Raw genomic sequence first — 12,537 nt, forward strand, 5'->3', positions numbered from 1 at the left:
GGCGGGGGTGCGGGCGGGCCCCGGAGCGGTCAGGGGGGTGGTCGGTGTTCTCCGCGCGCGCCCCGGACGCCTTCAATGGCACGCACTGCTGCCCCGGGGCGCCGCCGTCCGGCGCCCCGGTGGCCGAAGAGACGGGTGGAGCATGACAGTTGCCGATGTCAGTGTCCGAGTGGCCGAACTGGGAGCGATCAAGGAGTCCGTCGAGCTGGGCCCGTCCGCGAGCGCCTCCGAGGCGCAGCACGCCCGCGGCAAGCTGACCGTGCGCGAGCGGCTGGACCTGCTGTTCGATCCGGGCACCTTCCGGGAGATAGAGCAGCTGCGCCGGCACCGGGCGACGGGATTCGGCCTGGAGGACCGCAGGCCGCACACCGACGGGGTGGTGACCGGCTGGGGCAAGGTCGACGGCCGCCGGGTGTTCGTGTACGCGCACGACTTCCGGATCTTCGGCGGCTCGCTCGGCGAGGCGCACGCGCAGAAGATCCACAAGGTGATGGACCTCGCGGTGGCGGCGGGCGCCCCGCTGGTATCGCTGAGCGACGGCGCGGGGGCCCGTATCCAGGAGGGCGTCACCGCGCTCGCCGGGTACGGCGGCATCTTCCGCCGCAACGTGGCCGCGTCCGGGGTGATCCCGCAGATCAGCGTGATGCTCGGGCCGTGCGCGGGCGGGGCCACGTACTCCCCCGCCCTGACGGACTACGTGTTCATGGTGCGCGACATCGCGCAGATGTACATCACCGGCCCCGACGTGGTGCAGGCGGTGACCGGCGAGAAGATCAGCCACAACGATCTGGGCGGCGCGCAGGTCCACTCCTCGGTCTCCGGCGCGAGCGCGTTCCTGTACGACACCGAGGAGGAGTGCCTGGAGGAGGTGCGCCACCTGCTGTCGCTGCTGCCGTCCAACAACCGCGAGCTGCCGCCCGCCGTGGCCGCCACGGACCCGGCCGACCGGTCGTGCGAGGCGCTGTCGCAGCTGGTGCCGGCCGACCCGAACCGCTCGTACGACATGCGTGCCGTGATCGAGGAGATCGTCGACGACGGCGATCTGTTCGAGGTGCACGCCAACTGGGCGACCAACATCATCTGCGGTCTGGCCCGGCTGGACGGGCACGTGGTGGGCGTCGTCGCCAACCAGCCCGCCTCGCTCGCCGGGGTGCTGGACATCAACGCCTCGGAGAAGGCGGCGCGTTTCGTCCAGACCTGCGACGCGTTCAGCGTGCCGCTGGTGACCCTGGTGGACGTGCCGGGCTTCCTGCCGGGCAGCGACCAGGAGCACAGCGGTGTCATCCGGCACGGCGCGAAGCTGCTCTACGCGTACTGCGCGGCGACCGTGCCCCGGGTGCAGATGATCCTGCGCAAGGCGTACGGCGGCGCGTACATCGTCATGGACTCCCGCTCCATCGGCGCGGACCTGTCGTTCGCGTGGCCCACCAACGAGATCGCGGTGATGGGCGCCGAGGGCGCCGCCAACGTGGTCTTCCGCCGGGAGATCGCCGCCGCGGACGACCCGGAGGCGGCCCGCGCCCAGCGCGTCAAGCAGTACCGCCAGGAGCTCATGCACCCGTACTACGCCGCCGAGCGGGGCCTCGTCGACGACGTCATCGACCCGGCCACGACCCGGCAGGTGCTGGTGGACGCCCTGGAGGCACTGCGGGCCAAGCACGTGCCGCTGCCCGAACGCAAGCACGGCAACCCGCCGTTCTAGCCCTACCGCAGAGGAGCACCCCGATGAGCGAGCGGGCCGAACCCCATCTCAGGATCGTGCGCGGCGCCCCGGACAGCACCGAACTCGCCGCCGTCCTCCTCGTGTTGCTCTCCACCACCCGGGGCCGGGAGGACGCCGGGGAGCAGGCCGCGCCCCGGCCCAGGGCCACCTGGGGTCCCGCGCGCGGCTGGCGCCCGCCGGGCACCTGGACCGCCGTGTGAACCCACTACGTAAGGACACCGACCACCCATGAACGGTACGACCACGACCGTGCGGGCGCCCAGCGCCTGGCTGCGCCGCTTCCACCCCGCCGAGGAGGCCCCCGTACGGCTGTTCTGCTTCCCGCACGCGGGCGGCTCGGCCAGCTACTACTTCCCCGTGTCCCGGGCCCTGTCCCCGCAGGCCGACGTGGTGGCCGTGCAGTACCCGGGCCGCCAGGACCGCCGCCACGAGGCGGTCGTGGACGACGTACGGACGCTCGCGGACCGGGTGTTCGCGGAGCTGCGGCCGTGGTGCGACCGGCCCGTCGCGCTGTTCGGGCACAGCCTGGGCGCGACCCTGGCCTTCGAGGTGGCGCTGCGGCTGGAGGCGGCCGGCGTGACGCCGGCGGCCCTGTTCGCCTCGGGGCGCCGGGCCCCCTCCCTGCACCGCGAGGACGAGCGGGTCCATCTCGCCCCGGACGAGCGGCTGCTGGCCACGATCAAGCGGATGAGCGGCACGGACCCGGCGGTCCTGGCCGATGACGAGCTGCTGCGGGCCGTGCTGCCGGCGATCCGCGGCGACTACAAGGCCGCGGAGACCTACCGCTACCTCCCCGGCCCCGACCTGGCCTGCCCGGTCGTGGTGCTCAACGGGGAGAGCGACCCCGAGGTGACCGAGCAGGAGGCCCTTGGCTGGGCCGCTCACACCAAAGGCCCTTGCTCCTTCCGCTCGTTCACCGGCGGCCACTTCTATCTCAACCAGCACGCCTCCGAGGTGATCGAGCTGGTGCGGCAGCAGCTCGCCTGAGGCACACGGCTCCACACCGAAGGGTCCGGCCGCAGTACTGCGGCCGGACCCTTCGGTGTGGAGCCGCTCAGAGCTCGACGCGCGTCCCGTCGGCCGGGATCTCCGCCCCCGCCGCGCACACCTCGCGGTGGGCCGCGGAGCGCGGATCCGCCATCGGGTTGGTGTTGTTGAGGTGCGTGTACGCGAACCTCGTGCCCGGCCGCTCCGCCCGCAGCCGCCCGATGTGGGCCAGGCTCCCGCCCTCCCCGGTCACCGGCAGGTGTCCCATCGCGGCCTGCGCGCCGCTCGCCCCGGCCGCGCGCGTGGCGCCGCCGAACTCCCGGGCCGAGTGGAAGGTGCCGTCGAGCAGGACGTATCCGGCCCCGGCGGTGAACTCGTCGAAGCCGGACGGCCAGGAGGCCAGGCACGGCGCGTACACGAGGACCCCGCCCGTGGCCGGGTCCTCGAAACGGTAGGCGACCACCCAGGGGCCGGCCACCCCGGGCAGCGAGCGCGCGTACTTGGGGCGTTTGTCACCGACCGCGAAGGCGGTCACCCGCAGCCCGCCGACCTCCTGCTCCTTGCCGGCGACGAACTCGGACCACTCTCCTGCCCCGTAGCCGCCGAGGATCCCCCGCACCGGGAACCCCGTGTCCAGCGCCTCGAGCACCGCCTTCGGCGCCCACACCCGCAGCCCGGCCCCTTCCCTGAGCATCATCAGGCCCAGCGTGTGGTCGAGTTCGGCGTCCGTGAGCAGCACACCGCGCACCGGTGTCTCGCGCGGCCCGGGACCGGCCGCCAGCTCGGGGGTGGCGAGGATCTGCGCACGGATGTCGGGCGAGGCGTTGACCAGGTACCACCCGACGCCGTCGGCGCCGACCGCGAGGCCGTCCTGGCACCGGGCGGGCGCTCCCGACGTGCACACCGGGCAGGCGCAGTTCCACTGGGGGCAGCCGCCTCCGGCGGCGGTGCCGAGCAGTACGGCCCTCATCGGCGCACCGCCACCGGTCCGCGCATCACCAGCTCGGGGGGTGTCGCGGGGACGCCCGCCAACATCAGGTCCACGGTGCCGCGCCGGCCGGATCGCGAGCACACCGGGTCGGTGGCCGCGGCGTCCCCGGTGAGCAGGAAGGCCTGGCAGCGGCAGCCGCCGTGGTCGAGGGAGCGCCGGTCGCAGCTCCGGCAGGGGTCGGACATCCACTCCTCGCCGCGATAGGCGTTGAAGGAGCCGGACTCGTACCAGATCTCGGCCAGCGGCCTCTCGGTGACGTTGTCGAGTTCCAGGGTGGTGATCGCGCCCGCCGCGGGGCAGGGCAGCACGGTGCCGTCGGGGGCGACCGTGAGCTGGATCGCCCCCCACCCGTGCATGCACGGCTTGGGGTACGGCTCGTAGTAGTCGGCGAGGACGTACACGATCTCCATCGTGCCCTTCAGCCGTTCCATCGCCGCCCGGACGACCGGTTCGGCAGCGGCCAGCTGCTCACGGGTGGGCATCAGGGCCTCCCGGTTGCGCAGCGCCCAGCCGTAGTACTGGGTGTTGGCGAGCTCCAGCCGGTCCGCGCCCATGCTCGTCGCCAGGTCGATGAAGCCTGCCAGCTGGTCGTGGTTGGCGCGGTGCAGTACGGCGTTGACGGTGAGGGGCAGGCCCTGCCGGCGGATCATCGCCGCGGCGGCGATCTTGTGGTGGTGGGCCTTGGCGCCCGCGAGCCGGTCGGCGCGTGCGGCGTCGGCCCCCTGCACCGACAGCTGTACGTTGTCCAGCCCGCGATCGACCAGGTCCGCGAGGCGCGCCTCGGTGAGGCCGAGCCCGCTGGTGACGAGGTTGACGTAGCAGCCGAGGCCGCTGACGTGCGAGACGAGCTCGGGCAGGTCGGGGCGGGCCAGCGGCTCGCCGCCGGACAGGTGCACCTGGAGGACACCGATCTCGCGGGCCTGGGTGAACACCTCAGCCCACTGCTCGGTGCTCAACTCGCGCTCCCGCTCGATGAGTTCCAGCGGGTTGGAGCAGTACGCGCAGTGCAGCGGACAGCGGTGGGTGAGCTCGGCGAGCAGCCCGAGGGGCGGGGCCGCGTTCTGCGGCCGGGTGGCGGTCAGATCCATCGCACGACGCCCTTCTCGGTGAGCCGCTCCAGGACGGTGCCGACCTCGGTCTCGCGGACTCCGGCGTACCTGGCGCCGAGCGCCGCCGTGATCTGCGCGACGTTCGTGGTTCCGTCGCAGAGTTCGAGCACCGAGACGGCGGTCCCGTTGGGCACGAGCACCCCTTCCGGGTGGAGCACGACATGCGTCTGCCGCGTCCTGTCGTAGATGAGCCGCACTCCGCGGCCGAGCACGGGCCTGTCCACGGCCACTCCTTCTGCGGTTGCGGCCACTACTCGCCCGTGGCGGTGGCGCGTTCGACGGCGTCCAGCATCAGCCACAGCAGGTCGCACTTGAACCGGAGCGCGGCGACGGCCGCGTCCTGCTGCTCCCGTGTCGTGCAGTGCCGGACGACGATGTCCAAGGTGCCCTTGCCCTCACCGGACACGGCCTCGATGCGGTCCGTGAAGTAGGCCAGGTCCGCCGGGCGGATCCAGTCGTAGTGGGCGAGCATGTCGGCGACCCTGCGGCTCATCAGGTGCCCGGCGAACATCTCGGTGAGCCCGGAGGCCACGGCCTCGGCCCACGGCTTGGTCCGGGCGAAGTTCACGTACGCGTCGACCGCGAAGCGCACGCCGGGAACCACGTGCCGCTCGTCGAGCACCTCTTCGCGGCTGAGCCCCACGGCCTCGCACAGCCGCAGCCAGCGCGCGATGCCGCCCTCGTCCCCGGCGGTCCCGTCGTGGTAGGCCAGCCGGTCCACCCAGACCCGTCGGATCTCGGGGAGCGGGCAGTTGCTGATGATCGCCGCGTCCTTCTGCGGCAGCATCCGCTGGTAGTACCAGCGATTGGCGGCCCACAGCCGCAGCGCCCGCCGGTCGAGCTCGCCGCCGTGCAGCCGCCGGTGGAAGGGATGGCTTCCCCAGTAGGAGGAGGACAGGGCGCGCAGGGCGCTGATGAACTCGGACTCGTCCAGTGTTGCCGTCATGTGTTCTCCCGCCACGGCGGGAGCCGGTCGCCCGGACTCCCGCCCGCCGACTGTGGGTTCACTTCTCCAGACGCGCGGCGTACGCGGTGACCTCGAAAGCCGTCTCGTACGCGACGAAGTCCGGGGTGGTCCACGCCTCGGGGGTCTCCGTGACCTCGGCCATGGGGTGCTCCTTCGCTCGGTGCCCATCGGTTTCCGCCAGGAACCTATGGCCTGGCCCGGGTGCCGGAGATCCCCTAACCGCCCCTAACACCGGACTTTCACCCCTGCGGCCCTCCGAGGCCAGGCGGGTTGACATGGGCACCGGACTGAAACCCGATCGGGTGTGTGGCGTTAGTAGGAACGACCACCGCGCCCCGCCCGGCGCGGACCTGCGGTGAAGACGCGTACGAGGAGCAAGATGAGAGTCCCGATGCCGGCCCGACGCGGCCGCGTGAAACTGGCGGCCCGGTGCAAGGAGATCACGGAGACCTCCGCCTTCGGCCTGGCCGTGTTCGGAGTGATCCTGCTCAACGCGGCGCTGATGGGCGTGGAGACGTACAGCGGGGTGGCGCGGGAGTACCGGCCGGTGCTGCAGGCCGCGGAGGACGGCTGCCTGGTCGTGTTCACGCTGGAGATGCTGCTGCGGGTGGGCGCGCACGCCGACCGGCCGAAAGCATTCTTCCGGGACCCCTGGAACCTCTTCGACCTCGCGGTCGTGGCCTCCGCCTTCGTCCCCCTCGTACGCGAGAACACCACCCTGCTGCGGCTGCTGCGGCTGGCCCGGGTCCTGCGCACCGCGCGCTTCCTGCCGCATCTGCGCATCCTGCTGATCGCCGTGGGGCGGAGCCTGCCGGGCACCGCCAGCTTCCTGTTCGTGGGCGCGCTGGTGCTGTACGTGTACGCCATGATCGGCTGGGTCTGCTTCGCGGAGTCCGACCCGCAGCACTACGGCTCCCTGGGCCGCGCCGCGCTCACCCTGTTCCTGCTGACGACGCTCGACGGGCTCACCGACGCGGTGCGGGCCGGGCTGCAGATCTCCCGTCTCAGCATCATCTACTACGCCTCGTACGCCCTGCTCGCCTCCTTCGTGCTGGTGAACGTCCTGATCGGCGTCGTGCTGAACTCCCTGGACGAGGCGCGCGAGATCGAAGCGGAGGCGGGCCGGGTACCGGCCCCGTCCCAGGGCGGGGGCGGGCGGGACGCCATGGACTCCAAGGACGCCGAGGGCGTCCGGGAGCGCATCGCCACCGCCCGCCGCGCGCTGGACGAGATCGAGGCCGGCCTCACCACGGGGGAGCTGCCCCCGGCGCGGCAGCTGGAGGCCTCGCACACGGGGCCTTAGCCGCGCGGGACCACCGTGGCCAGGACCTGGGGCAGCGGGTACCAGTCGGCGGAGACGATGGAGGCGTGGTGTCCGGCGAGGAGCGCCAGGCGGTCGCGGGCCTGCGCCTCCGTCGGTCGGGTGGCGTCGATGGCCGGCGCGACGTTGTGGGCGTCGGTGGCGATCACCAGGTAGTGGTTGCGGTCGTACCAGGCGGTGTCGATCGATCCCCCGGCGTAGGCGCTCGCGTCACCGTCGAAGACGACGAACCACGGGCGCAGGGAGGCGTCGGCGTAGCGGGCGCGGGGGTCGCCCGCCTCGGCCCGGTGCACGGCCGGGAACGCGGCGGCCTCGCCGAGCCGGCCCTGGGCTGCGAGGGAGCGCAGGTGGGTGGCGTACTCCCGGTCGGTCCACAGGGTGTCGGAGCTGTTGCCCTCCTCCACGGTGCCGGGGATCAGCTCCACGATGAACTTCCCGGCGAGCTGGGCGCGGCTGGGCCAGGCTCCGGCGCGGGCGGCGGTGTCGAGGTCGGGGTGGCCGGCCGCCAGCAGGCCGGGGCGGTAGACGGCGTCGCCGAGCCTGCCGGTCAGGAGCGCGTCGAGGTCCGCCGGGCCGCGGCCGAGGTTGGCCGCGAAGCCGTCCTTGAGTTCCAGCTTGAGGACGACGGGCCGGTGGCCGGGGTGGGCGTCGTGCCAGCTGCGGATGTCGGAGAGGCAGCCCGCCAGGTTCTGGTTGCGGGCCTTGGTGCGCAGCTGGGCGGGGGTGGTGGCGTTCTCGCAGTTGTTGTCGTTGCCGAAGGGATTGTTGTGCGAGACCCGCCACGAGCTGCCGAAGAAGTTGGTCCACACGTCGAGCTCGAGCATGGCGGCGCCCGAGTCGAGCGCGTCCGCGAAGTAGGGGTACTTGGCCTTCTCGTAGGCGTTGTGCACGCCGACTCCGGTCGATCCCGCGTAAGGGAGGCCGTCGGAGGGACCCGCCGCGCCGGCGGGGGCCGTGCCCAGCGCGAGGGCGAGCGCCGCCAGTCCCGCGGTCACCGCGCCCGCCATCCGGTTTCGCAGTCTCATGCTTCGGCTCCTGTCACTCCAGTGCGGCTCAAGTCGCTTGAAGGTTAGGAGAGTTGAATGAAGCCCAGAAAACCAGGGAGTGACCGGGGGTCCCCCGGACGGAGTCCGGGGGAGGGCGGCCGGGGAGCCGCTGTGAGAACGGACACGTCCGGTGTGCGGAACCCGTCCCGCGACTCTCCCCTCGAACGAAGCGTCGGACGCGTCTGAGGGCCGGGAGTGCCACATGTTCAGCAAGGTGCACGGGCGGGCCATACGGGCCACCGTGCTGGTCGGCGTCCTCGGCGCACTGGTCCTCTTGGGCGCGGGGTACCTGTGGGAGCTGCGCGGCATGGCCGCGAACCGCGCGGACGGCGACGCCGCGCGGGGCGTCTACCAGCAGGACCCCGAGCGTGCCGACCGGACGGCGGGCGCCGTGCTGGACGGGATCGCCCGCGAGGACCCGAACCCGCCGGCGGACGGCAAGGCCTTCGCCGACGGCGTCGCCTCGGCGGACTGGCGGTCCGCCGGGTGGCAGCCCTCCGACCCCCTGGAGGCCCGGCCCGCGCCGGCCGAGCCGGCGGTCGGGGCGCTCTTCTCCCCCGGCACCGACGGCGACCCCGACCACCACTGCTCGGCGGGCGTGGTCCACTCCCCCCAGGGCGACCTGATCGTCACCGCCGCCCACTGCGTGTACACCGGCGGCTTCCGCACCAACCTGGCCTTCGCCCCCGGCTACCGGGACGGCGTGGCTCCGTACGGGGTCTGGGTGCCCACCCGGATCGACGTGGACCCGCGCTGGACCGAGGACCAGGACCCCGACCACGACGTCGCCTTCGTCCGGCTGCGCCGCCCCGGCTACCCGGGCCAGCGGCTGGAGGACGTCACCGGGGCCGCGACGATCGCCTTCCGGACCGAACTGCCCGTGCCCGCACGGCTCGTGGGCTACCCCAACGACTCCGAGGAGCCGCTGGACTGCCGCAACACCGCCCGCGCCGCGGGCCCGGCGCAGCTGCGCTTCGACTGCGCGGACGTGCCGAACGGCACCAGCGGCGGCCCGGTGCTGACCGACGGGCACACGCTGATCGGGGTGATCGGCGGCCGCGACGGCGGGGGCGACGAGGAGACCTCGTACAGCAGCTACTTCGGTGACGCCGTCCGGGCCCTGTACGAGCGCGCCACGGCGTCCTAGGGCTCGCACCCAGGTGGCACGGATCCGCGAGCCGGAACCCTTTTCTAGAATGACCTTCTATTTACAGGTCTTGCTAGTCTCTCCGGCACGCCCAGCAGGGCCGCCAGCCCACGCACACCGACGGGACCGACATGTCTCCTAAGCAACAACGCGGCGAGGCCACCGTCGACCAGCTCCTGACCGCCGCGCTGCGGGTGTTCGCCGAGTCCGGCCAGCAGGGGTTCACGGTGAACGCGGTCGTCTCGGCGAGCGGGGTGAGCCTGGGCAGCCTCTACCACCACTTCGGCAATTTCGACGGCCTGGCCGCCGCCCTCTACATCCGGTGCATGGACCAGCTGTGCGACGACATGGTCGCCGCCCTGACCCGCTGCCGGACCGCCCGCACCGGCGTCCAGGCGTGGGTGAGCTCCTACCTGCGCTTCACCCAGGAGCACCGGGACGTCGCCCTGTTCCTGCACGCCTCGGCCTACTCCGGCTACCTCGTGGCCCACGCGGAGGAGATCGGCGCGGCCAAGGCGGAGAAGTTCGCGCCCATCATGCAGTGGCTGGGGGTGCGCATGGAGCGCGGCGAGATCGCCCCCCTCCCGGCCCCCGTGATCGAGGTCATGGTCATGGGCCCCCTCACCGAGGCGGCACGCCGCTGGCTGTCCAGCACGTACGAGATCGACCTGACGGAGGCCGCCCGCCACCTCCCGGAACTCATCTGGCGCGCCCTGCGCCCCGACCAGCCCTAGAGGGTGCCGGGCGGGCCGTGATGGGCCGGGTAGGCGGTGGTCCGCGGGGCCGTCGGGGTGCGCCACTTGGACAGGACGCGGAACATCGTGGACGGGCCGAGCAGGGTGTTGGGCGAGGTGGACAGCGACAGGACCCCGAAGAACCGGCCCGCGACGGCCGGGTCGGTGTTGGCGCCCACCATCACCCGTGACATGTAGCGCTGCAGGACCCGGGTGGTCCGGTCCGCGGGCGGGCCCTCCGTCTCCGGGTACCTCAGATCCTCGCTGGTGGCGATCTGCCAGGCCACCTCGGACGCCGCCGTCGTCCTGCGCTGGATCCGCCCGGCGGCCGCGGGGACGGCCGCGGTGTCCATGGTGCGGATCTCCTTGCGCAGGGCGTCCGCCGCCAGGGCGGCCACCGTCATCCCGTGCCCGTACACCGGGTTGAACCGGCAGGCCGCGTCGCCGAGCGCGATGAAGCCGGCCGGGCGGCGCGCGAGGCGCTCGTAGTGCCGCCACTCGTTCGCGGTGCGCCGGAAGCCGGCCGGCGAAGAGAGCGGTGTCGCCCCGCGGAGCGCGTCGTACAGGGCCGGACTGCGCAGGCTGCGGGCGAAGCCGAGGAACTCCTCGTCGCCGGTGGGCGGGGCGTGCTCGCCGTTGCCGACGAGCGTCGCGAGCCAGCGGTCGCCGTCCAGCGGGACCAGCACGCCCCCGCGCGGGCTGTCCGGCCGCCCCTGTACGTACATCCCGTGCCAGCGCCGCGCGGGGTCGGGCGGGATGGTGAAGTACCGGCTGGAGTAGCCGAGATGGGAGTCGTAGCGGGTGGTCTCCGGCGCCTGGTGGCCGAGGGCGGTGAGCCAGGCGGGGGCCTTGGAGGTGCGTCCGGTCGCGTCGACGACGAACCGCGCGGGCAGGGGGTCGCCGCCGCGCAGCCGCACGCCGGTGATCGAGCGGCCGTCCGGTCCGCCGACGAGTCCGGTGGCCAGGCATCCGTCCCGGATGCGGATGCGCCGGTCGCGCAGCACCTCGCCGCGTATCGTCCAGTCGAGCAGCTCCCGGCTGCCGAGCAGGATCCGGGCACCGGGCAGCGGGCCGAACCAGTCCGCGGGGCTCAGCCACAGGAAGTCCTTCGGCGACTCGAGCAGCGCGGCGCCGCCCGCGAGCAGCTTGTCCGTGATCCCGGGCAGCAGTTCCTCGATCACCTCCACGCCGCGCGACCACAGCACGTGCGCGTGCCGGGACTGCGGCACGCCGGGCCGGAACGCCGGGCCGTCGGCGGGCAGTTCGTCCCGCTCCACCACGGTCACGCGCGCGAACCGCTCCGCGAGCACCCGCGCCGCCAGCAGCCCGGCCAGTCCCGCGCCGAGCACCACCGCATGGTCGTGGGGGACTTCTATGTGGTTGTCCGGAGTGTCGTCCATGGCACCGAGTGTCCGGTGCCCGGGGCGCCCCGGTCAGGTCCCGCCCGGGGCGCCCGGAGGCGTCCCGGGGGCGGACGGGGGCGCTCAGGAGCAGAGCACCGTCCGGATCAGCGCGGCAGGGATCCGTACGAGACCCCCGTGAGCTTCTCGGACGCGGCCCAGAGCTGCTCGCCGCACGTGTCGTCGAGGGTCCATTTCGCCCGCCAGGAGCGGGCGGGTGCGCCGCGCCAGCCGAACCGCGGGCCGATGAACGCGTCCTGCCGGACTCCGGGCGCGGTGGCCGCGTACAGCGTGGGCAGGGCGCCCCCGGTGGCGGGCTGCGCAATGACGTCGTTGGCGATCTCCACCCCGCGCGCGTAGAGCGTGCTGCCGTCCCGCGTCGCACCGGCGTGCAGGTTGGTGGACGCGTAACCGGGGTGGGCGGCGGCCGCGAGGATGTCGGATCCGGCGGCGGTGAAGCGGCGCGACAGCTCGTGGGTGAAGAGCAGGTTGGCCGTCTTGGAGCGGCCGTAGGCGACCCAGCGCCGGTAGCCGCGCTCGTATCCCAGGTCGTCGAGGTCCACGTTCCCCAGCGCATGGAAGCCGCTGGATACGTTGACGATCCGCGCCCCGGGGGCGGCGGCCCGCAGCCGCGGCAGCAGCAGCCCGGTCAGCGCGAAGTGCCCGAGGTGGTTGACCCCGAGCTGCGTCTCGAACCCGTCGGCCGTCCGCCCGTAGGGCAGCGCCATCACGCCCGCGTTGTTGATCAGCAGGTCCAGGGCGGCACGGCGCTCCCCGAACGCTTTCGCGAACTCCCGTACGGATGCCAGGTCCGCGAGGTCGAGCGCGGCGAACTCCACCTCGGCGCCCGGCACTTCGGCGCGCAGCCGGACCTCGGCGGCCTTCCCGCGCGCGGCGCTGCGGCAGGCCAGCACCACGCTCGCCCCCCGCCGGGCGAGCTCGCGGGCGGCCACGTAGCCGATCCCGCTGTTGGCCCCGGTCACGACGGCCGTCCGGCCGCTCTGGTCGGGGATGTTCGTGGCGTTCCAGCCGGGCATGGCAGCTCCCTCGCGAACGATTGGGTTACCGAGGGTAGACGGGCCCGGCCGGGGGCGGGAGCGGGGGCCGTACGG

Annotated in this window: 14 protein-coding genes; 6 read left to right on the plus strand and 8 right to left on the minus strand. The window is 73.2% G+C overall.

Going from position 1 to position 12,537, the window contains the following annotated elements; all coding sequences use genetic code 11:
- Nucleotides 1-142 precede the first annotated feature (142 nt).
- From OHA89_RS09235 to OHA89_RS09245, 3 genes are read left to right on the plus strand one after another with little or no spacing between them, the layout of a single operon-like run.
- The gene (locus OHA89_RS09235) at nt 143-1,702 is read left to right on the plus strand and encodes an acyl-CoA carboxylase subunit beta (RefSeq protein ID WP_266614146.1); all 1,560 of its coding nucleotides are present in this window, start codon (nt 143-145) and stop codon (nt 1,700-1,702) included.
- 23 nt (nt 1,703-1,725) lie between these two features.
- On the plus strand, nt 1,726-1,923 hold the full coding sequence (locus tag OHA89_RS09240; RefSeq protein WP_215146403.1) for an acyl-CoA carboxylase epsilon subunit: 198 nt from the start codon (nt 1,726-1,728) through the stop codon (nt 1,921-1,923).
- Between the two features lie 28 nt (nt 1,924-1,951).
- On the plus strand, nt 1,952-2,710 hold the full coding sequence (locus OHA89_RS09245; protein WP_215146402.1) for a thioesterase II family protein: 759 nt from the start codon (nt 1,952-1,954) through the stop codon (nt 2,708-2,710).
- A gap of 67 nt (nt 2,711-2,777) precedes the next feature.
- On the opposite strand, the gene pqqB is transcribed toward OHA89_RS09245, so the two are convergent.
- From pqqB to pqqA, 5 genes are read right to left on the minus strand one after another with little or no spacing between them, the layout of a single operon-like run.
- The gene (gene pqqB / locus OHA89_RS09250; RefSeq protein ID WP_406365864.1) at nt 2,778-3,680 is read right to left on the minus strand and encodes a pyrroloquinoline quinone biosynthesis protein PqqB; all 903 of its coding nucleotides are present in this window, start codon (nt 3,678-3,680) and stop codon (nt 2,778-2,780) included.
- Nucleotides 3,677-4,789 carry a pyrroloquinoline quinone biosynthesis protein PqqE gene (pqqE, locus tag OHA89_RS09255; protein ID WP_406365865.1) on the minus strand — a complete coding sequence of 371 codons (1,113 nt, stop codon included), beginning with the start codon at nt 4,787-4,789 and terminating at the stop codon, nt 3,677-3,679. Before pqqE ends, pqqB begins: the two co-directional genes overlap by 4 nt.
- The gene (gene pqqD / locus OHA89_RS09260) at nt 4,780-5,034 is read right to left on the minus strand and encodes a pyrroloquinoline quinone biosynthesis peptide chaperone PqqD (RefSeq protein ID WP_266614155.1); all 255 of its coding nucleotides are present in this window, start codon (nt 5,032-5,034) and stop codon (nt 4,780-4,782) included. The genes pqqE and pqqD overlap by 10 nt, the downstream gene beginning before the upstream one ends.
- Before the next feature lie 26 nt (nt 5,035-5,060).
- The gene (gene pqqC / locus OHA89_RS09265) at nt 5,061-5,756 is read right to left on the minus strand and encodes a pyrroloquinoline-quinone synthase PqqC (RefSeq protein ID WP_215146398.1); all 696 of its coding nucleotides are present in this window, start codon (nt 5,754-5,756) and stop codon (nt 5,061-5,063) included.
- Nucleotides 5,757-5,814: 58 nt separating this feature from the next.
- Nucleotides 5,815-5,919: a pyrroloquinoline quinone precursor peptide PqqA gene (gene pqqA / locus OHA89_RS09270; RefSeq protein WP_215146397.1), complete on the minus strand. Its 105-nt coding sequence runs from the start codon at nt 5,917-5,919 to the stop codon at nt 5,815-5,817.
- 249 nt (nt 5,920-6,168) lie between these two features.
- Between pqqA and OHA89_RS09275 the strand changes: the two genes are divergently transcribed.
- On the plus strand, nt 6,169-7,080 hold the full coding sequence (locus tag OHA89_RS09275) for an ion transporter (RefSeq protein WP_406365866.1): 912 nt from the start codon (nt 6,169-6,171) through the stop codon (nt 7,078-7,080).
- Here OHA89_RS09275 and OHA89_RS09280 read toward each other — a convergent pair.
- Entirely contained in the window at nt 7,077-8,123 is a 1,047-nt protein-coding gene (locus OHA89_RS09280; RefSeq protein ID WP_266614160.1) for a phosphatidylinositol-specific phospholipase C domain-containing protein, read from the minus strand. The genes OHA89_RS09275 and OHA89_RS09280 overlap by 4 nt on opposite strands.
- A 223-nt stretch (nt 8,124-8,346) precedes the next feature.
- On the opposite strand from OHA89_RS09280, the gene OHA89_RS09285 reads away from it, so the two are divergent.
- Entirely contained in the window at nt 8,347-9,291 is a 945-nt protein-coding gene (locus OHA89_RS09285) for a serine protease (RefSeq protein ID WP_266614162.1), read from the plus strand.
- Nucleotides 9,292-9,422: 131 nt separating this feature from the next.
- Nucleotides 9,423-10,025 carry a TetR/AcrR family transcriptional regulator gene (locus OHA89_RS09290; protein WP_266614164.1) on the plus strand — a complete coding sequence of 201 codons (603 nt, stop codon included), beginning with the start codon at nt 9,423-9,425 and terminating at the stop codon, nt 10,023-10,025.
- On the opposite strand, the gene OHA89_RS09295 is transcribed toward OHA89_RS09290, so the two are convergent.
- Both OHA89_RS09295 and OHA89_RS09300 read right to left on the minus strand, forming a co-directional pair.
- Entirely contained in the window at nt 10,022-11,425 is a 1,404-nt protein-coding gene (locus tag OHA89_RS09295; RefSeq protein WP_266614166.1) for an NAD(P)/FAD-dependent oxidoreductase, read from the minus strand. The genes OHA89_RS09290 and OHA89_RS09295 overlap by 4 nt on opposite strands.
- 107 nt (nt 11,426-11,532) lie before the next feature.
- Entirely contained in the window at nt 11,533-12,462 is a 930-nt protein-coding gene (locus tag OHA89_RS09300; protein WP_266614168.1) for an oxidoreductase, read from the minus strand.
- Between the last annotated feature and the right edge of the window lie 75 nt (nt 12,463-12,537).

Source organism: Streptomyces sp. NBC_01546 (assembly GCF_045208355.1).
Classification (GTDB): domain Bacteria; phylum Actinomycetota; class Actinomycetes; order Streptomycetales; family Streptomycetaceae; genus Streptomyces.